Raw genomic sequence first — 18,742 nt, forward strand, 5'->3', positions numbered from 1 at the left:
GGGGCGGCGGCTGCCCGTAGCTTCCCCGCCGGGCGGACGAGGTGTCAAGGTTACGTCCGGACATACGGACGTCACGTCAAGTCCCGCATCCGTGACGTCTATATGTAAGGACAATTCCTTGACATGGTCGTCCGGGCCCGGCTAGACCTGACCCCATGAGCGAGACGGCACCGTACGACCTCGTCACCATGGGCCGGGTCGGGGTGGACCTCTATCCCCTGCAGACCGGTGTGCCGCTGTCCGAGGTCGAGACCTTCGGGAAGTTCCTCGGCGGGTCACCGGCCAACGTCGCGGTCGGCGCCGCCCGGCTCGGCCACCGCACCGCGCTGATCAGCCGCACCGGCGCCGACCCCTTCGGCGACTACGTGCGCCGGGCGCTGCGCGACTTCGGCGTGGACGACAGGTGGGTGACGCCCGTAGCCGGGCTCGCCACGCCCCTGACCTTCTGCGAGGTCTTCCCGCCGGACGACTTCCCGCTCTACTTCTACCGCCGCCCCAAGGCCCCCGACCTGGAGATCCACACCACCGAGCTGGACCTGGACGCCGTGCGCGCCGCCCGGATCTTCTGGGCGACCGGCACCGGCCTGTGCGAGGAACCGAGCCGCTCCGCGACCCTGGCCGCGCTCGCCGCCCGCGCCAAGCGGGGCACCACGGTGCTCGACCTCGACTGGCGGCCGCTGTTCTGGGGCGGCGAGGGCGGCGCCTCGGACGCCGGCGGGCGCACCGGGGCCGCGGCGATGGCCGCCGCCCGGCCGTACTACGCCGCGGCCCTCGCCCATACGACGGTCGCCGTCGGCAACGTCGACGAGTGCGAGGTCGCCACCGGCGAGCGCGACCCCCTCGCGGCGGCGTGGGCGCTCCTCGACGCGGGCGTCGAACTGGCCGTCGTCAAACAGGGCCCCAAGGGAGTCCTCGCCGTCCACCGCGACGGCACCACGGCCGAGGCCCCGGCGGTCGACGTCGAGGTGGTGAACGGACTGGGGGCGGGCGATGCGTTCGGCGCCGCGCTGTGCGACGGGTTGCTGGGCGGGCGGTCGCTGGCGGCGTCGTTGCGTTACGCGAACGCGGCGGGGGCGCTTGTCGCTTCGCGACTGGAGTGTTCGTCGGCGATGCCGACGCGGGCGGAGATCGAGGGGTTGCTGGGTGCCGCTGCCGCGGGGGGCGGTTAGCGGGTGGGGGCGCGTACCCCCGTCCCCGTCTGCGGGCCGGTTCGCCGCCTGTGGCGGGAGCGTCCTGCGGCCGCGTCCTCAAACTCCCCCAGCTACCTCCCCCAGACTCCGTCCGGGGGGACCCCCAGGAGGTGCCCCCAGGACGGGCTGAAATGCCCGCAGGTTGCGGAGCACAGCCCGCCCATCCAGCCCGTCCGGCGTTTGAGGACACCGCGCGAAGCGTGGTTGGGGGTCCGGGGGCTGCCCCCCACGCGGCGGAGCCGCAAATCGACACAGCCGGGAAGGGGCGGGGCCGGGGGACAAGCCCGCCGCAGGCGCACCGCACCCGTACAGACATCCCCGAGCCGAAGGCCGATGTGAGAATCGATATCGCCGATCTGGTCGACGTAAGGGCCCGGCACCCCGAAGCCATCGCCGAGGCCGCCGCACGGAGAGTACGGCGGCCGTTCGTCGGGGAGAGCGGCCGGCTGATGGTGATCGCCGCCGATCACCCGGCCCGCGGCGCGCTCGCCGTCGGCGGCGAGCCGTTCGCCATGGCCGACCGGGCCGGGCTGCTGGAGCGGCTCTGCCTCGCCCTGTCGCGGCCCGGAGTCGACGGCGTGCTCGGCTCGGCCGACATCCTCGACGACCTGCTGCTGCTCGGCGCGCTGGAGGGCAAGGTCGTCATCGGGTCCATGAACCGCGGCGGGCTCGCCGGGGCCGCGTTCGAGATGGACGACCGGTTCACCGGCCACCGCGCCGAGGACCTCGCGGCGCTCGGCTTCGACGCGGGCAAGCTCCTGCTGCGCATCGACCACGACGACCCCGGCTCGCTGCGGACCCTGCACTCCGCCGCCCGCGCCGTCGACGCCATGGCCGCCCACCGGCTGCCCGTGCTCGTCGAACCGTTCCTCTCCCGGCGGGTGGCCGGGCGGGTCCGCAACGACCTGGGCGCCGAGGCCGTCATCACCTCCATCGCCATCGCCTCCGGGCTCGCCGGGACCTCCGCCTACACCTGGCTCAAGGTGCCCGTCACCGAGGACCCCGGCGACATGGCGCGGGTGCTGGAGACCACCACGCTCCCCACCGTGCTGCTGGGCGGCGACGCCGGCGGCGACGCCGCGTACGAGAAGTGGCGCACGGCCCTGCGGCTGCCCACCGTGCGGGGGCTCGTCGCCGGCCGGGCGCTGCTCTATCCGGCCGACGGCGACGTGGCGGGCGCCGTCGACACGGCCGTAGGACTGCTGTGACGCTTGTGGCCCACACGGTGTCAGGAGAGAGCGAGCCGCCCCCATGACCTTCGCCACCCACCACCTCCCGGCCGGCAGCGCGGCCGACGGCCCGTACGCCCTGGACATCTGGCCGGAGCAGGCGGGCTGGAGCCACTCCTCGCTCCGGGTCCTCGCCCTGTCGCCCGGCTCCACGCACACCTTCACGGCGGGGGACAGCGAGTGGATCGTGCTGCCGCTGGCCGGCGGCTGCACGGTCACCGTCGACGGGCAGCCCTTCGAACTGCACGGCAGGAAGAGCGTGTTCGAGGGCGTCACCGACTTCGCGTACGCCCCGAGAGACAGCCAGGTGACCCTCGCCTCCGGCGCGGGCGGCCGGTTCGCGCTCGCCGGGGCCCGCTGCGAGCGCCGGCTGACCGCCCGTTACGGCCCCGCCGCCGACGTCCCCGTCGAGCTGCGCGGCAGCGGCACCTGCTCCCGCCAGGTCAACAACTTCGCCGCCGCCGACGCCTTCGCCTGCGACCGGCTCATCGCCGTCGAGGTGCTCACCCCCGGCGGCAACTGGTCCTCCTACCCGCCGCACAAGCACGACGAGCACCACCCCGGCGAGGAGTCCCGGCTGGAGGAGATCTACTACTTCGAGATCGACGGCCCCGCGGGCCTCGGCTACCAGCGGGTCTCGCCCTCCCGGCGCGGCGGCACCGATGTGCTCGCCGAGGTCCGCACCGGCGACGCCGTGCTCATCCCCGACGGCTGGCACGGCCCGTCCGTCGCCGCCCCCGGCCACACCATGTACTACCTCAACGTCATGGCCGGGCCCGGTGAACGGGAGTGGATCGTCCGCGACCACCCCGACCACGCCTGGATCCGCGCCACCTGGCCCGAGCAGCCCGTCGACCCCAGGCTGCCGCTCTACCGCGCCACCGAGGAGGACGCCCGATGACCCCACCCACCCGGCGGCTGACCGTCGCCCAGGCCCTGGTGGAGTTCCTCGCCCACCAGCACACCGAGCGCGACGGGCGGCGGCAGCGGCTGATCACCGCCTGCTGGGGCATCTTCGGCCACGGCAACGTCGCCGGGATCGGCCAGGCGCTCCTGGAGTCCGGCGACGCCATGCCCTACCACCAGGGCCGCAACGAACAGGCCATGGTGCACGCCGCCGTCGGCTACGCCCGCCACCGCGACCGGCTCTCCGCCCATGCCGTCACCACCTCCATCGGCCCCGGCGCCACCAACCTCGTCACCGGCGCCGCCCTCGCCACCATCAACCGCATCCCCGTCCTGCTGCTCCCCGGCGACACCTTCGCCACCCGGCCCGCCGACCCCGTGCTCCAGCAGCTCGAACACCCCGGCGCGGGCGACGTGTCCGTCAACGACTGTCTGCGGCCCGTCTCCCGCTATTTCGACCGGATCACCCGGCCCGAGGTGCTGATCCCCGCCGCCCTGCAGGCCATGCGGGTGCTCGCCGACCCCGCCGAGACCGGCGCCGTCACCCTCGCCCTGCCGCAGGACGTCCAGGCCGAGGCGTACGACTGGCCGGAGGAGTTCTTCGCCGACCGCGTCTGGCACGTGCGCCGCCCCGCCCCCGACCCCGACGCGCTCGCCGAGGCCGCCGCCGCCGTACGGGCCGCCCGCCGCCCGCTGCTGATCGCCGGCGGCGGCGTCCCGCACAGCGACGCCTGCGCCGCGCTCGCCGCGTTCGCCGAGGCCACCGGCATCCCCGTCGCCGCCACCCAGGCGGGCAAGGGCTCGCTGGCCCACGACCACCCCCGCGCCGTCGGCGGCATCGGCCACACCGGCACCGCCGTCGCCGACGAACTCGCCCGCACCGCCGACCTCGTCATCGGCGTCGGCACCCGCTACAGCGACTTCACCACCGCCTCCTCGACCCTCTTCGCCGCCCCCGGCGTCCGCTTCGTCAACCTCAACATCGCCTCCTTCGACGCCCACAAGCTCGCCGCGCTGCCCCTCGTCGCCGACGCGCGCGCCGGGCTCGACGCGCTGCGCCACGCCCTCGCCGGCCACCGCGTCACCGAGGCGTACGAGGAGGAGTACGCCAAGGGCAAGGCCGCCTGGGACCGGGCCGTCGACCACGCCTTCTCCTGGACCGACCGCACCGCCCGCCCCACCCAGGCCCAGCTGCTCGGCGCCCTCGACCGCGCCGTCGGCCCCTCCGACGTCATCGTCAACGCCGCCGGTTCGCTCCCCGGCGACCTCCACAAGCTCTGGCGCACCCGCGGCCGCCGCGACTACCACGTCGAATACGGCTACTCCTGCATGGGCTACGAGATCCCCGCCGCGATCGGCGTCCGCATGGCGAGCCCCGACCGCCCCGTATGGGCCCTCGTCGGCGACGGCACCTACCTGATGATGCCGACCGAACTCGTCACCGCCGTACAGGAAGGCATCGCCATCAAGGTGGTGCTGATCCAGAACCACGGCTACGCCTCGATCGGCGGGCTCTCCGCCGCCGTCGGCGGCGAACGCTTCGGCACCGCCTACCGCTTCCGGGCCGCCGACGGCTCCTACACCGGCGACCCGCTCCCCGTCGACCTCGCCGCCAACGCCGCCTCCCTCGGCATGGCCGTGCTGCGCCCCCGCTGCATCGCCGAACTGGAGGACGCGCTGGCCGAGGCGCGCGCTGCCACCCGCCCCACATGTGTCTACGTGGAGACCGAAACAGCCGACACAGTGCCGGGGGCGCCTCCGGCGCAGGCGTGGTGGGATGTGCCTGTCGCCCAGACCGCGACGCGGCCTGCGGCCGTTGCTGCCAGGGAGGAGTACGAGCGGCAGGCGGCCGCCCGGCGTCATCACCTCTAGCTGTGCGCCCACCGGGGTGCCCAGTGAGCCCGGTGGGCGGCCGCGGGTCGTCCCGTGGCCGGTCGCGCCGTTCCCCGCGCCCCTTCGGGGCGCTCCCCGTGCCAGAAGGGCTCCGTGCAGATGAAGACCGTCAACCACTGGATCGGCGGCGAGGCCGTCGAGGGCACTTCCGGCGTGTACGGGCCGGTCACCGACCCGGCCACCGGGGAGCGGACCACCCGCGTCGCGTTCGCCTCCGCCGCGGAGGTGGACGCGGCGGTGGCCGCGGCGAAGGCCGCGTACGGGACCTGGGGCACCTCCTCGCTCGCCGCGCGCACCGCCGTCCTCTTCCGCTACCGCGCCCTCCTCGACGCCCACCGCGAGGAGATCGCCCGGCTGATCACCGCCGAGCACGGCAAGGTGCACGCCGACGCGCTCGGCGAGGTCGCCCGCGGTCTGGAGATCGTCGAGCTGGCCTGCGGCATCACCACCCAGCTCAAGGGCGAGCTGTCCACCCAGGTGTCCGGCGGGGTCGACGTGGCCGCGATCCGGCAGCCGCTGGGCGTCGTCGCGGGCATCACGCCCTTCAACTTCCCGGCCATGGTGCCGATGTGGATGTTCCCGCTCGCCGTCGCCTGCGGCAACACCTTCGTCCTCAAGCCCAGCGAGAAGGACCCGTCGGCCGCGTTCCTGCTCGCCGAACTGGCCGCCGAGGCCGGGCTGCCCGCCGGTGTCCTCAACGTCGTCAACGGCGACAAAGTGGCCGTCGACCGCATCCTGGAGCACCCCGACATCGCGGCCGTCTCCTTCGTCGGCTCCACCCCGATCGCCCGTCACATCCACGCCGTCGCCACCGCCAACGGCAAGCGTGTCCAGGCGCTCGGCGGCGCCAAGAACCACATGCTGGTGCTGCCCGACGCCGACCTCGACGCCGCCGCCGACGCCGCCGTCTCCGCCGCGTACGGCTCCGCGGGCGAGCGCTGCATGGCCGTCTCCGCCGTCGTCGCCGTCGGCGCGACCGGCGACGCGCTCGTCGAGAAGATCGTCGACCGCGCCGGGAAGATCAGGATCGGGCCCGGTGCCGACCCGGCCTCCGAGATGGGCCCCCTCATCACCAAGGCCCACCGCGACAAGGTCGCCTCGTACGTGGAGGGCGCCGCGGCCCAGGGCGCCGAGGTCGTCCTGGACGGCACCGGCTTCACCGTCGAGGGCTACGAGAACGGGCACTGGATCGGCCTGTCCCTCCTCGACCACGTCGGCACCGGCATGGACGCCTACCGCGACGAGATCTTCGGCCCCGTGCTGTGCGTGCTGCGCGCGGACACCTACGAGGAGGGGCTGGCCGTCATCAACGGCTCGCCCTGGGGCAACGGCACCGCGATCTTCACCCGCGACGGCGGCGCGGCCCGCCGCTTCCAGCTGGAGGTCCACGCGGGCATGGTCGGCGTCAATGTGCCGATCCCCGTCCCGGTGGGCTACCACTCCTTCGGCGGCTGGAAGGACTCCCTCTTCGGCGACCTGCACGTCTACGGCAACGACGGCGTGGCCTTCTACACCCGCGGCAAGGTGGTGACGACGCGCTGGCCGGACCCGGCGGAGAGCAGCGTCGACCTCGGCTTCCCCAGCCACCGCTGACGGCCGGTAACACCAGGTCACGCCGGTGCGGACCGGAGTGCCGGTTCGCGGCGGCATGATCGTAAGCTCGGGGTATGACCTGGTCGAGCGCCCTGAGAGAGACCGTGCGGACCGGTCTGACCGTGGAGCGCACCAAGCTGACCCCGGTCGTCGCCCTCCGCGGCGCGGCCGGGGTCGCGATCGTGGTCGGGCTGACGCTCTGGCTCGGCACGCCCACCCTCGCCGTCTCCTCCGCGTTCGGCGCCTTCGCCGCGGGCCTGGCGACGTTCCAGCGGAGCTGGCGGCCGCGGCCCGTGCTGGCGCTCGCGGTGGCGGTGGGGCTCGGCATCAGCACGTTCCTGGGCTACATGGCCGCCGCCGACCATGTCCTGTTCGCCACGCTGCTGGCGGTGTGGACCCTCTTCGCCGGCATGGCGTGGGCGGTCGGTCCGGTGTCCGGGCTCGTCGCCACGCAGACCATCGCCGTCATGCTGGTCACGGTCACCCTGCCGACGTCCGTGCTCGGCGCCCTGGAGCACGCCGGGCTCATCGCCGTCGGCGGGCTGGTCCAGGCGGCGCTGATCGTGCTGCTGCCCGTCCGCCCCTGGGGCATCCAGCGCGACGCGCTCGCCGACGCGCTGGCCGCCGAGGCGGACTACGCGCGAAGACTCCGCCACGACCCCGTGGCCCGCTTCGACCCGCAGCCGCTCATGGACGCCCGCGAGGCCGCCGAACTGACTCCCCGTCAGGCCCGTAACCGGCCCCGCCAGCTCGGCGGTCCGCGCGGGGTCGCCGAGCGCATCCGGCCGGTGCTCGCCTCGATCGCCGACCCGGTGCTGGGCGCCCCCGCCGAGGGGCCCGAGCGCGACCGGGCCCGCGATCTGCTGGCCGCGGCGGCGGCCGTACTGGACGCCGTCGCCCGCGCCATCCGCTGGGGCAAGCCGGTGCGGCTGCCGCCCGAGGCGGTGGCCACCCTGCAGGTGCCCGCGTCCGGGCCGATGCTCAAGGGACCGGCCCGCCGCTCCGCGTACCGGCTGATCGCGCTGCTCGGCGACGCCGTGGACGCCACCGACGAGCCGGTCCGTTCGACCAGGCCGCCCGCCGGTGCGGAACACCGGCACCTGCTGCGGCCCTCCGTGCCCCGCCTCGTGCCGCTGGCGCTGCGCGCCCTGCGCCGCGAGGCGCGCTGGTCGTCGCCGGTCGGGCGGCACGCGGTCCGGGTGACGGTGGTCGTGCTGGTCGGCTACGTGCTGGGCACCGCGCTGCCGCTCGGACACGGCTACTGGGCGCCGATGACCTCCGTGATGGTGATGCGGCCGGACTTCGGCCAGACGTACTCGCGGGGTATCGCCCGTTTCGCCGGGACCGTCGTAGGCGTGCTGATCGGCGGGGCGCTGGTCGCCGTGGCCCACCCGGGGCCGTGGGTGAACGCGGGACTCGCCGTGCTGTGCATCGCGCTGATGTACCTCCTGATGAACACCGGCTACAGCGTGGCGTCCGCGTGCATCGCCGCGTACGTGGTGTTCCTGCTCGGCATCGCGGGCGGGGACTGGTCGCAGACCGTCCAGGCGCGGGTGGCTCTCACCCTGCTGGGCGGGCTGCTCGCGATGGCCGCGTACGCGCTCTTCCCCACCTGGGAGACGCCCCGGCTGCGCGACCGGCTCGCCGACTGGCTGACCGCCAACGGCCGTTACTCGGTGGCCGTGCTCGCCGCCTTCGCCGCCCCCGCCGAACGGCGGCCGCGGCGCGTGCGCGAGGCGCTGCTCGACTCCCGCGCCGCGCGCACCGCCTGGGACGAGGCCGCCGCCCGCGCCCTCACCGAGCCCGTACGCCACCGCGGCATCTCCCGTACCAAGGAACGGGCCGCCGAGGCCGCGCTCGCCACCATGGGCCGGGCCACCATGCTGATGGAGGCCCACCTCCCCGACCGCGACGCCGAGCCCTCCAAGGGCGCCGCGGCCTTCGCCGAAGCCCTCCAGGAGGCCCTCCCCGCCGCGGCCCGCGCCATCCGCGAGAAACTCCCCGTCGACTGGACCGCCCCGCGCGCGGCCCTCGCCGCCTGGCAGCGGGAATCGGGCGACGAAGGCGTGGCCGTCCGCGGCACCGACCTCCTCCTGGACGCCCTCGACGAACTCGCGGAAGCCCTCTCCCCGGGGCCGGGCGGCCGCAACCGGGCGGCCCGGAGGGGGTGAGCCGGTTCCACCGTGCCGGGGCGCCGCGCGACGGTACGGTGGCGGGCAGGACCACCTCGCCCGCAACGGAGGACACTGTGAGTGCGCAGCCCGACGGCCCGTACGGACCGCTGATCCCCATGCCGGATCTCACTCCGGACGCCCTTCGGGCAGCGGTGGCCCGGATCGCCCCGAGCCGGCTCGCCGACCTCACTCAGCATCTGTTCGAGGCGACGACCAACGCACAGCAGTTGCAGAGCTTCGCCCCGCTGCGGACCTTCGTGCACTACTGGGCCGTGTTCATCGCCATCGAGCGTCACCCCGAGCGCGCGGCCCGCCTGCGCGAACTGGAGAACGCCGCGCAGGCCGCGGAGACCGGAGACGCGCTCGGGCTGGTGCTCGCCGAGATCCGCCAGATCCTGGAGGCGGCGGAGGCGGAGGCTGTAACCCGGAGGCCGTGAGCCGGTCCGGCCGGGGGTAACCGCCGCCGTTTTGGGCCCTCATCGCGTGGTCTGCGACCCTGGGAGTGGAATCGAACGGGGAGCGGACGGGGGCGGACATGGCCGGGCAGGGGCGTTCACAGGTGCGGCTGCGGCCGCCGCGGAACGGGGTCGATCCGCGGGCGCGGCGGTGGTGGGCGGTGCAGGCGGCGCTGACGGTCGGCGGGCCGATGGTCGCGGTGGCCGTCGTGCTGCTGGTGCTGTCCCTGCTGTTCTTTCCCGGGGCGCTGGCCTGGCTCGGGCCGCTGCTGCTGGTCGTGCTGGTGCTGCCCGCGCTCGGCTACCAGCTCGTCATGCCGCGCCTGCGCTACCGCGTCCACGCGTGGGAGGTGGGGGAGAACGCCGTCTACGCGGCGAGCGGCTGGCTGTGGCAGAAGCGGCGGATCGCCCCGCTGGCCCGGGTGCAGACCGTCGACACCACGCGCGGCCCCGTCCAGCGGGCCTTCGGCCTCGCCACGGTCACCGTCACCACCGCGTCCACGGCGGGCGACGTCCGGATCGCCGGGCTGTCCGACGCCGACGCCGCGCACCTCGCGGAGCGCATCGCCGACGCCGCCCGTCCGGTACCCGAGGGCCCCGAGGTCTCCGAGGACGCGGCATGAGCGGTCGGGAGTGGCGCACCCTCGACCCGCGCATGCTGGCCGTCCACTGCACCTGGATGGGCGCGCCGCTCGGCTCGCTCGCCCTCACCGCGCTCGCCACCGGCGGCCGCCTGGACACCCGGGCCTGGATCACCCTCGCCGTCGTCGGCACGGTCTTCGGCGTGATCACCACGGCCGGGCTGATCACCTGGCGGCGCACCCGGTTCCGGGTCACCGCCGACGCCCTGGAAGTGCACACGGGCCTGTTCACCCGGAGCGTCCGGGCGATACCGCTGCACCGCATCCGCAACGTCGACCTCACCGCCGGCCCCGTGCAGCGCGTCCTCGGGCTCGTCGTGCTGCGCGCCGGGACCGGCGGCAACGGCAAGGGCCTGTCACTGGAGGGCCTCTCCCGCGCCGAGGCCGTACGGCTGCGGGCCGAACTCCTCGCCCGCGCCGGGACGCGGACCACCACCGACCCCGTGCTCGCCACCGCCGACCCCCGCTGGCTGCGCTACGCGCCGCTGACGTTCTGGGTGTTCGGCGGGGTCTTCGCCGTCGCCGGGACCGTCTGGCGGGTGCTGGACGGGATCGGCGTGGAGCCGTGGCGCATCGGCTTCGTGCGGCACGCGTTCAAGGAGTTCGGCAACAGCGTCCTGTGGCTGACCGTCCCGCTGGCGCTCCTCGCCGTCACCGCCCTCGGCAGCGTGGGCGCGGTCGTGCTCTACGTCGAGAACTGGTGGAACTTCCGCCTGGAATGGACTGATTCGAGCACCTTGCGGGTGCGCCGCGGCCTGTTCACGACCCGCTCCGTCTCCATCGAGCGCGCCCGCCTGCGCGGTGTGACCCTGCGCGAACCCCTCCTGCTGCGCGCCGGCGGCGGCGCGACCGTACGGGCGGTCGCGGGCGGCCTCGGCTCCCGCGAGGAGAACCGCAAGCGCAGCGTCGTGCTGCCGCCCGCGCCGCGCGCCGAGGCGGTGCGCGTGTGCGCGGGCGTGCTGGGCGGGCCCGTGGACACGGACGGGCTGACGCCGCATCCGCGCGTGGCCCTCCGCAGGCGGGTCGTCCGGGCGTTCGTCTGCTGCGTCCTGCCCCCGGCGGTCGCACTGGCCGTGCTCGGGCTGCTGCTCACGCCGGTGCTGCTGTACTGCGCGGCGGGCTACGCGCTGGTGGCCGCGCCGCTCGCGTACGGGCTGGCCCGCGGCGCGTACGAGGGGCTGGGGCACGCCGTCCGCGGCCGCCATCTGGTGGTGCGGTCGGGCACGTTCGCCCGGGACACCACGGTGCTGGACCGGCGGGCCGTGCTGGCGTGGACGTTCACGGACACCCCGTTCTCGCGGCGGGCCGGGGTGGTCGCGGTGACCGCGGCCGTCGCGGCGGGCGAACCCGGCTACCGCGTCCGGGACATGGCGGCGGCGGAAGCGGCCGGCTTCGCGGAGGAGGCGGCTCCCGGCATCCTCACGGAGTTCCTGGAACACGGCTGAGAAATTCTTTCTTCTTTTCTGTTATCCCGAACGGCGCCCCGCGTCTCCTATGTGTCGGACCGAACGGAAAAGCGAGAAGGGGTGGCGCGGCGTGAAGAGTGACAGCGTGGCCGTGGTCGAGGCGGCGCGGGCCGGGGACGCGGCAGCACAGGACGAGCTCGTCGCCGACTGCCTGCCGCTCGTCTACAACATCGTCGGCCGGGCCCTCGACGGCCACGCCGACGTCGACGACGTGGTCCAGGAGACCATGCTCCGGGTCATCAACGGCCTGGACGAGCTCCGGGACCCGGCCCGCTTCCGCTCCTGGCTCGTCGCGATCACGACCAACCAGATACGGAGCCACTGGCGGGGCCGCCCCGAGGCGCCCGTCAGTGGCTTGCAGGAAGTCGCCGAAGTCCCCGACCCCCGCGCGGACTTCGTCGACCTGACCATCGTGCGGCTGGGCCTGGAGGGCCAGCGCAAGGAGGTCGCCGAGGCCACCCGCTGGCTCGACGAGGGCGAGCAGACCGTGCTCTCCCTGTGGTGGCTGGAGGCGGCCGGCGAGCTGACCCGCCCCGAGGTCGCCGCCGCCCTGGAGCTGACGCCCGCGCACACGGCCGTCCGCGTCCAGCGCACCAAGGAGCAGCTGGAGACGGCCCGGGGCGTCGTACGGGCCCTGGGCGCGGCCCCCCGCTGCCGGGAGCTCGCCGAACTCGTCGCCCCCTGGGACGGCGTCCCGTCCGCGCTGTGGCGCAAGCGGATCGCCCGGCACGCACGGGCCTGCGGCGCCTGCGGCGGCGCCTGGTCGGCGCTGGTCCCGGCGGAGCGGCTGCTCGTCGGCCTCGGGCTGGTGCCGGTGGCGGGCACGCTGCTCGGCTGGTGGGGCGGCGGCGCGGTGCTCGACACCCAGGCGGCGTCGGCGACGACGGCGACTCCCGGTTCCGCTCCGGCCGCCTCCCACGCGGCTCCTTCACACGCGGCTCCTTCACATGCTGCCTCTTCGCACGGTGCCTCTTCGCACGCCGCCCGGCACTGTGGCGGCGGCGGCCGCGCGTCGCACGGTCACCGCGCCGCCCGGCCCCGCGCCGTGAAGCGGGCCGCCGCCGGGGCCGCGGCCCTGGCCGTCGTCGCGGGCGGCGTCCTGGGCGGTCTCCACTTCTTCGCCGACTCCTCGGACGGTACGGACCGGCCCGTCTCGGCGGGCGAGGAGATACCCGCCAAGGTGAAGGCACTGGACGCCTCCACCGCCGCGCTGCCGCCGAGCGCCGCGCCGTCCTCCTCCCCCTCCCCGTCCGCTTCGGCGAGCACCTCGCCCAAGGCGAGCGCGTCCGCCTCGGCCTCCGCACCCGCGCCGAGCGGCAGCGGCGACGCACCGGAGCCGAAGCCGGACCCCACCGTCGCCCGCCCCGCCCCGAAGGCCCCCAAGGCACCCACCGGCTCCGGCGGCGGTTCGCTGGGCGCGCAGGTCACCGCCCTCGTCAACGCCGAGCGCGCGAAGGCGGGATGCTCACCCGTCACCGAGAACGCCACCCTGGACCGGGCCGCGCAGGGCCACTCCGACGACATGGCCGCCCGTAGCTTCTTCGACCACACCAACCCCGACGGCGCCGGCCCCGGCGAGCGCATCACCGCCGCCGGGTACCGGTGGAGCACCTACGGCGAGAACATCGCGTACGGGCAGCAGGACCCGGCCTCGGTCATGGACTCCTGGATGCACAGCGACGGCCACCGCAGGAACATCCTCAACTGCTCCTTCAAGGAGATCGGCGTCGGCGTGAACCACGCGCCGGGCGGCCCCCGGTGGACCCAGGTGTTCGGAGCCCGCTGAGGAAACCACCGGGGAGGAAGCCACCGGGCCCGGCCGGGGCGGGCCGGCCGACCGGCCCGCCCCGGCGGATCCCGGCTCTATACGATGCGCGGGTGCAGTTCCAGCAGCTCCGCTACTTCGCCGCCCTCGCCGAGATCCGCCACTTCACCCGGGCCGCGGACGCGCTGCACGTCGCCCAGCCGTCGCTCTCCCAGCAGATCCGCGCCCTCGAACGGGAGCTGGGCGCCGAGCTGTTCCACCGCGCCCGGGGCAACATCGGCCTCACCGACGCGGGCGAGGTGCTGCTGCCGCTGGCCCGGCAGATCCTCGCCGACATGGAGCGGGCGCGCCGCGAGGTCCAGGAAGTGGCCCAGCTGCGGCGCGGCCGGGTACGGCTCGGCGCGCCGCCCAGCCTCTGCGCGAGCCTCGTGCCCGACGTGCTGCACACCTACCACGCGCGCTACCCGGGCATCGAGCTCGTCATCGACGAGGGCGGCTCCCAGGACCTCGTCCGCACCCTCGCCGCCGGGGGCCTCGACCTCGCCCTGATCATCACCCCGCTGGCCGTGGGCGCGCCCGCGCTGGCCACCACCGAACTGCTCCGCGAGGACCTCGTCGTCGTCACCGCCCCCTCGGCGCCGCCGCCCACCGAGCGCCCCGCCCTCAAGGTCGCGGAGCTGGCGGACCGGCCGATGGTGATGTTCCGGCGCGGCTACGACCTGCGGGAGATCACCACCGCGGCGTGCCGGGCGGCGGGCTTCGAACCGTCCTTCACCGTCGAGGGCGGCGAGATGGACGCGGTCCTCGGCTTCGTCCGCGCGGGCCTCGGGCTGGCCGTGGTGCCCGGCATGGTCGCGGCCCGTTCGGGCCTGCGGGTCACGCCGTTCGAGGGCACGCGGATGCGGCGGACGATCGCGGTCGCCCACCGCAAGGACGTCGCCCCGCCGCGCGCCGCCCGCGAGTTGCGGGCGGTGCTGCTGGAGCACCTGGGCTCCCCGGAGGAATAGCCGGACGGCCGGTCAGCCGACCGCCTGCCCCAGCGCCACCCCCGCCCACGCCGCGCCCAGGCCGCACACCACGCTCCCGGCGGTGTTGGCCACCGCCTGGAGGGCCGCGCCCTCCTCAGCCAGCCGCAGGGTCTCGTACGAGAACGTCGAGTACGTGGTGAGGGCGCCGCACAGGCCCGTGCCCAGGAGGAGCTGCCAGTGCTGCGGCACGGCGGCGCCCGTGAGCAGGCCGAGGACCAGACATCCCGTCACGTTGACGGTGAACGTGCCCCACGGGAAGACGGAATCGTGCCGCGACTGCACGGCGCGGTCGGTGAGATAGCGCATCGGGGCGCCCACCATGGCGCCGGCGACGACGAGGAGCCAGTTCACGCCGTGGCCCCGTCTTCTCGGTCTTCCCGGTCTTCCCGCGGCGGCAGGACCTCGACCTCGTCCAGGAAGACGAGGCCCGAGCCGACGAGCTCGCGGACCTCCGCCGCGAAGGGCCGTACGCGCTCCTCGGCGTCGACGACGACCACGGCCACGGGCAGGTCCTCGCTCAGCGACAGCAGCCGGGCGGTGTGCACGACGGAGGACGAGCCGAAGCCCTCGACGCCGTGGAAGACACTGGCGCCCGCGAGCCCCGCCGCGTGGGCGCGGTGCACGATCTCGGAGTGCAGCGGCCGGTGGTGCCAGGTGTCGGACTCGCCGACGACGACCGTCAGCCGCAGCGCGTTCGTGTGGATGCTCATCGTGCCGCCTTCCGGCGCAGGACCAGCCGGGTCAGGCCCGCCGCCGCCCACACCGCCGCGAGCGCGGCGAGCAGCGTGCCCGCCAGGTAGGCGAGCGCGGTGGCCGTGTGCCCGTCGGCCACCAGCCGCCGGACGTCCACGGCGTACGTGGAGAACGTGGTGAAGCCGCCCAGCACACCGGTGCCGAGGAAGGGCCGCAGCAGCCGGTGCGGCGCCGCGAGATCGGCGATCACCACGAGCAGGGCGCCGATCAGGGCGCAGCCGGCCGTGTTGACCAGGAACGTGGTCCAGGGGAACGCGCCGTGCGCGGCGGGCCACAGCAGCCCGGCCCCGTAGCGCGCGGCGGCTCCGATGCCACCGCCGGCGGACACCGCGCAGACGACAGGCCACTGCCCGTGCCCGGCGGGCCGCCCGGCGACGGGTGCGCGGACGGGCGTGCTGTCCGCGACGGCTCGTGAAGAGCCCATGTGCTGATGCCTCCTACTCGCAGCGAGCCAGCGAATAGGGACCGTTGGCGGCGTCCGTGCCGCGGTTCGGGTACGGCGGGCCCCACCACCGCGCGGCGGCCGGTACGGGCTGCCACCGGAATCCAGGCTACCGCCCCCGTCCGGGCCCCGCTCAGGCGTCCGGCACCAGCCGCCCGGTCACGGCGGCCAGGTACGCGTCGGCGCGGTCCGCGTCCAGGAACCAGTCCTGGAGGCCGGCCGGGTCGGCGAAGCCGTTGGTGTAGCGGTGGGCGACCTCCGGGTGCTCCGCCGCCGCGGCCAGGACGCGGCGCACGTGCTCGGGCGGCTCCGCCAGCATCAGGTTGGTGAAGGCCACCGCGTGCCGGGCGTGCTCCCAGAACGCGGCGAAGGTCCGCAGCATCCACGTCCGGTCGAAGGGCCGGTCGCCGTGGTCGAGGACCGCGCGGAGGTAGGTGTCGGCGCAACGGGCCGCGCTGTTGGCGCCCTGGCCCGTCACCGGGTCGTTGAGGACGACGGCGTCGGCCATGCCGAGGACGTGGGCGCCGTCGGCCCCGACCCGTGCCACGGGGTGCCGGACGACGGGCGTGACGGCCCCGACGAGGGCGGCGCCCGCGTCGGTCGGCCGGGCGCCCGCGCACAGTTCGTACTCCCAGGGGAGGTGGGTCCGCAGCAGGTCCAGCGTGCGCGCGAGGACCTCGTCCGGCCCCGGCCGGTCCTGCCAGCGGTCGAGGGCGCCGCCGGGCACGGCCTCCCACAGCAGCATGCCGCAGGGCCCGTCGAGGGTGAGGCCCTCCATGGTGAAGAACTCGCCCTGGCCGGCCACGGGGTTGCCGCGCACCTGCGGACCGGGGGCGTCCGGCCGGGCCGCCATGCCGTGCACGTACAGCGCGGCCAGGGTGCGCCGCGGGCGGTCGTACGGGCTGTGCCGCTCGTCCCGGCCGAAGAGCTCCGCCAGCGGGCCGCGGCCGGCCGCGACCACCGTCAGGTCGTGCGCCGCGGCGATCCGCTCCACCTGCTCGGGCCCGACGCCGCCGTAGGCGACCCGGCCGCCCCGCTCCTCGAACAGCTCCAGCCAGCGCGCCGTCTTCACCCGCTGGTCGACGGAGTGCACGGGCTCGTCGAACGAGGCGGCGATGCCGCGCAGGGGCGAGCCCGCGGGGTCCGTGGGGATGACGCGCAGCGACGTCATCGCGGGTGTCTCCGCCTCCCACAGGGCGAGCCCGGCCGCGCGCTCCAGGGCATGGGCGGGGCCGTACAACAACTGGGTGGAGAGCACGGGCCCGCCGCGCACCTCGCCGGGCGTGCGGGCCGCGTGCACGGTGACGTCGTAGCCGTGCGCCCGAAGCCCGAGGGCCAGCTGCAGTCCGGCCTGCCCCGCGCCGACGATCGCGATCCTGCGCATCGGCCTCTCCCCGCCGTGTCCCACCGTCGTGTCCCGTCCGTCCCGATCCGTTCTAGCGGTGGCCGCGGGAGCTGTACAGACGGCCGGGCACCGGGCCGTGGCCGGATGCCGTACCCGGCGCGTTCGCGCAACAGCCCAATATGAGCCACTCGGACGCCCGTCCCGGCCGCGCCCGCACAACGGACACCGGCCGGAATCCAGGCCCATGGCGTGTTCCGGTATGGCAGGAAAACACCGCTTCCGACGCGCTCCGCTGGGAAGCCTTCTGGCCGGTCAGCCTCCGCCGGGGGCGGCGGGACACCCCCGCCGGCCCGGCCGGTCGCAGGCCGGAGCCGATCCAGGGAGGCACTTGATGACAGCGCAACCCAGGCTGCCGCGCTCGCCGGCGCCCCAGGAGGTGGCCCCCCAACTCCAGCGCGCGGGCATGCTCGACCGCGTCGAGGACCGCCTGCGCGGCCTCCTCAACGAGGAGCACCGGCGCTGGCGCAGCGCCGACACCCGGGGCGCGGGGCTGATCGAGTCCCTCGCCGAGCTCGTCGCCGTGGGCATCGACCGGATCCGTCCGGTCATCCTGCTCACCGGCTACCTCGCGGCGGGCGGCGACCCGGACGGCCCGTCGTCCGACCGGGCCGTCGACGCCTCGGCCGCCCTCGAACTCCTCGACACCTGCACCCTCATCCGCAGCGACGTCCGCGACAACGCCGCCCTGCGCCGCGGCATCCCCACCCTGCACATCAGCCGTGCCGCCGAGCACGAGCGCAACGGCTGGGCGGGGGACGCCGGGCGGTTCGGCGAGTCCACCGCGACCCTCGCAGGCGACCTCTCCCTCACCCTCGCCGACCGGCTCGCGGCGCGGCTGCCCGCCGCCGCCCGGCGGATCTGGGACGAGCTCCGTCTGGAGCGGGCCGTCGGCACCTACGCCCACGAGGCGATGACCGCGGAGTACTTGGACGACCCCTGGCCCGGTCGGTGCATAGCGGGATGCGACCGGGGCTGCACCGCCGGCTGGTACGCGATGCGGCACCCGCTGCGCCTGGGCGGCGCCCTCGCGGGCCGCCCCGACCTCGACATCACCTACGACGCCTACGCCCGCGCCCTGCACGCCGCCTGGCGGCTGCGCGGCTTCCTCGACGGCGGACCGGAGTACGACTGGGACGCCGAGCTGCTGCGGGAGATCCTCCTGGAGCGCGAGGAGCGCGGCATCGCCGAGCGCCACATCCGCGAACTGGTCGACCGGGCCGCCCGGATCGCCACGTCGACGCGGCTGGCGACGGGCTGGTCGGAGGAGCTCACGGCCTTCGCGGTGCGAATGGCGGCGGAGAAGGGGTGACGGGCAAGAGGTGACGGAGAAGGCGTGACGGACGGCTGAACGGGCCGGGCTGTGGGAGGCCCCGGGTTCAGCCGTCCGGCCCTATGCCGTGGATGTCCGGACAGAGGGTGGTAAGTCGTGGAGTCACCCGTCCGCTCCATGTACGAAACCTTTGTGACTAACAGCCGTTGATCCTCACCCCGGCTGTCACCGGTCGGGTGCCTCCCACAGTACGAGTGAACAAAGGTGTCTCCGCATGTCACGAATCGCCAAAACCGTCGCTCTCACCGCCACCTTCGGCGCCGCGCTCGCGGGCCTCACCGGAGGGGTGGCCGTGGCCGACTCCGACGCCAACGGCGTGGCTGCCCACTCGCCCGGCGTCATCTCCGGCAACGTCATCCAGATCCCGCTGCACGTGCCGATCAACCTGTGCGGCAACAGCATCGACATCGTCGGCCTGCTGAACGGTGCCTCGGGCAACACCTGCATCAACAAGTCGTGACCTCGTCCCACG

At 74.9% G+C, this 18,742-nt stretch carries 17 protein-coding genes; 13 read left to right on the top strand and 4 right to left on the bottom strand.

Annotated features, from left to right (window positions below):
- The first annotated feature begins 155 nt into the window (after positions 1–155).
- The 11 genes from iolC to ACWD4A_RS07955 all read left to right on the top strand — a co-directional run bounded on the left by iolC (position 156) and on the right by ACWD4A_RS07955 (position 14,319).
- The gene (iolC, locus tag ACWD4A_RS07905; RefSeq protein ID WP_451190750.1) at positions 156–1,169 is read left to right on the top strand and encodes a 5-dehydro-2-deoxygluconokinase; all 1,014 of its coding nucleotides are present in this window, start codon (positions 156–158) and stop codon (positions 1,167–1,169) included.
- A gap of 356 nt (positions 1,170–1,525) precedes the next feature.
- Positions 1,526–2,398: a Cgl0159 family (beta/alpha)8-fold protein gene (locus tag ACWD4A_RS07910; protein ID WP_451190753.1), complete on the top strand. Its 873-nt coding sequence runs from the start codon at positions 1,526–1,528 to the stop codon at positions 2,396–2,398.
- Positions 2,399–2,441: 43 nt separating this feature from the next.
- Positions 2,442–3,320: a 5-deoxy-glucuronate isomerase gene (gene iolB / locus ACWD4A_RS07915; protein ID WP_451190756.1), complete on the top strand. Its 879-nt coding sequence runs from the start codon at positions 2,442–2,444 to the stop codon at positions 3,318–3,320.
- A complete protein-coding gene (iolD, locus tag ACWD4A_RS07920) occupies positions 3,317–5,197 on the top strand; it encodes a 3D-(3,5/4)-trihydroxycyclohexane-1,2-dione acylhydrolase (decyclizing) (protein ID WP_451190759.1) in 1,881 nt (626 codons plus the stop codon). The genes iolB and iolD overlap by 4 nt, the downstream gene beginning before the upstream one ends.
- Before the next feature lie 120 nt (positions 5,198–5,317).
- A complete protein-coding gene (locus ACWD4A_RS07925) occupies positions 5,318–6,811 on the top strand; it encodes a CoA-acylating methylmalonate-semialdehyde dehydrogenase (RefSeq protein WP_451190935.1) in 1,494 nt (497 codons plus the stop codon).
- Positions 6,812–6,885: 74 nt separating this feature from the next.
- A complete protein-coding gene (locus ACWD4A_RS07930) occupies positions 6,886–8,982 on the top strand; it encodes an FUSC family protein (protein ID WP_451190761.1) in 2,097 nt (698 codons plus the stop codon).
- A gap of 77 nt (positions 8,983–9,059) precedes the next feature.
- Complete coding sequence (locus tag ACWD4A_RS07935; RefSeq protein WP_451190764.1) at positions 9,060–9,422, top strand: hypothetical protein; 363 nt, start codon at positions 9,060–9,062, stop codon at positions 9,420–9,422.
- A gap of 98 nt (positions 9,423–9,520) precedes the next feature.
- Complete coding sequence (locus ACWD4A_RS07940; RefSeq protein ID WP_451190938.1) at positions 9,521–10,063, top strand: PH domain-containing protein; 543 nt, start codon at positions 9,521–9,523, stop codon at positions 10,061–10,063.
- The gene (locus tag ACWD4A_RS07945) at positions 10,060–11,526 is read left to right on the top strand and encodes a PH domain-containing protein (protein WP_451190767.1); all 1,467 of its coding nucleotides are present in this window, start codon (positions 10,060–10,062) and stop codon (positions 11,524–11,526) included. Before ACWD4A_RS07940 ends, ACWD4A_RS07945 begins: the two co-directional genes overlap by 4 nt.
- A gap of 91 nt (positions 11,527–11,617) precedes the next feature.
- Entirely contained in the window at positions 11,618–13,333 is a 1,716-nt protein-coding gene (locus ACWD4A_RS07950) for a sigma-70 family RNA polymerase sigma factor (RefSeq protein ID WP_451190769.1), read from the top strand.
- A gap of 92 nt (positions 13,334–13,425) precedes the next feature.
- Positions 13,426–14,319, top strand: coding sequence for a LysR family transcriptional regulator (locus tag ACWD4A_RS07955; RefSeq protein WP_451190772.1), 894 nt, complete (start codon positions 13,426–13,428; stop codon positions 14,317–14,319).
- Positions 14,320–14,331: 12 nt separating this feature from the next.
- On the opposite strand, the gene crcB is transcribed toward ACWD4A_RS07955, so the two are convergent.
- From crcB to ACWD4A_RS07975, 4 genes are all read right to left on the bottom strand, one after another.
- On the bottom strand, positions 14,332–14,691 hold the full coding sequence (gene crcB / locus ACWD4A_RS07960) for a fluoride efflux transporter CrcB (RefSeq protein WP_451190775.1): 360 nt from the start codon (positions 14,689–14,691) through the stop codon (positions 14,332–14,334).
- Positions 14,688–15,050, bottom strand: coding sequence for a DUF190 domain-containing protein (locus tag ACWD4A_RS07965; protein WP_451190777.1), 363 nt, complete (start codon positions 15,048–15,050; stop codon positions 14,688–14,690). The genes crcB and ACWD4A_RS07965 overlap by 4 nt, the downstream gene beginning before the upstream one ends.
- Positions 15,047–15,517 carry a fluoride efflux transporter FluC gene (locus ACWD4A_RS07970; RefSeq protein ID WP_451190781.1) on the bottom strand — a complete coding sequence of 157 codons (471 nt, stop codon included), beginning with the start codon at positions 15,515–15,517 and terminating at the stop codon, positions 15,047–15,049. Before ACWD4A_RS07970 ends, ACWD4A_RS07965 begins: the two co-directional genes overlap by 4 nt.
- 151 nt (positions 15,518–15,668) lie before the next feature.
- Positions 15,669–16,919: a styrene monooxygenase/indole monooxygenase family protein gene (locus ACWD4A_RS07975; protein WP_451190785.1), complete on the bottom strand. Its 1,251-nt coding sequence runs from the start codon at positions 16,917–16,919 to the stop codon at positions 15,669–15,671.
- A 352-nt stretch (positions 16,920–17,271) separates the two neighbouring features.
- Between ACWD4A_RS07975 and ACWD4A_RS07980 the strand changes: the two genes are divergently transcribed.
- Together ACWD4A_RS07980 and ACWD4A_RS07985 are read left to right on the top strand one after the other, a co-directional pair.
- A complete protein-coding gene (locus ACWD4A_RS07980) occupies positions 17,272–18,249 on the top strand; it encodes a polyprenyl synthetase family protein (protein ID WP_451190788.1) in 978 nt (325 codons plus the stop codon).
- A gap of 235 nt (positions 18,250–18,484) precedes the next feature.
- Entirely contained in the window at positions 18,485–18,730 is a 246-nt protein-coding gene (locus ACWD4A_RS07985) for a chaplin (RefSeq protein WP_451190791.1), read from the top strand.
- The last annotated feature ends 12 nt before the right edge of the window (positions 18,731–18,742 follow it).

The organism is Streptomyces sp. NPDC002537 (genome assembly GCF_053594975.1).

Bases quoted from the DNA above. Each gene is read 5' to 3' on its own strand.
- iolC (WP_451190750.1), top strand. From the start codon at position 156: ATGAGCGAGACGGCACCGTACGACCTCGTCACCATGGGCCGGGTCGGG.
- iolB (WP_451190756.1), top strand. From the start codon at position 2,442: ATGACCTTCGCCACCCACCACCTCCCGGCCGGCAGCGCGGCCGACGGC.
- iolD (WP_451190759.1), top strand. From the start codon at position 3,317: ATGACCCCACCCACCCGGCGGCTGACCGTCGCCCAGGCCCTGGTGGAG.
- ACWD4A_RS07925 (WP_451190935.1), top strand. From the start codon at position 5,318: ATGAAGACCGTCAACCACTGGATCGGCGGCGAGGCCGTCGAGGGCACT.
- ACWD4A_RS07930 (WP_451190761.1), top strand. From the start codon at position 6,886: ATGACCTGGTCGAGCGCCCTGAGAGAGACCGTGCGGACCGGTCTGACC.
- ACWD4A_RS07940 (WP_451190938.1), top strand. From the start codon at position 9,521: ATGGCCGGGCAGGGGCGTTCACAGGTGCGGCTGCGGCCGCCGCGGAAC.
- ACWD4A_RS07945 (WP_451190767.1), top strand. From the start codon at position 10,060: ATGAGCGGTCGGGAGTGGCGCACCCTCGACCCGCGCATGCTGGCCGTC.
- ACWD4A_RS07965 (WP_451190777.1), bottom strand. From the start codon at position 15,050: ATGAGCATCCACACGAACGCGCTGCGGCTGACGGTCGTCGTCGGCGAG.
- ACWD4A_RS07970 (WP_451190781.1), bottom strand. From the start codon at position 15,517: ATGGGCTCTTCACGAGCCGTCGCGGACAGCACGCCCGTCCGCGCACCC.
- ACWD4A_RS07975 (WP_451190785.1), bottom strand. From the start codon at position 16,919: ATGCGCAGGATCGCGATCGTCGGCGCGGGGCAGGCCGGACTGCAGCTG.
- ACWD4A_RS07980 (WP_451190788.1), top strand. From the start codon at position 17,272: ATGACAGCGCAACCCAGGCTGCCGCGCTCGCCGGCGCCCCAGGAGGTG.
- ACWD4A_RS07985 (WP_451190791.1), top strand. From the start codon at position 18,485: ATGTCACGAATCGCCAAAACCGTCGCTCTCACCGCCACCTTCGGCGCC.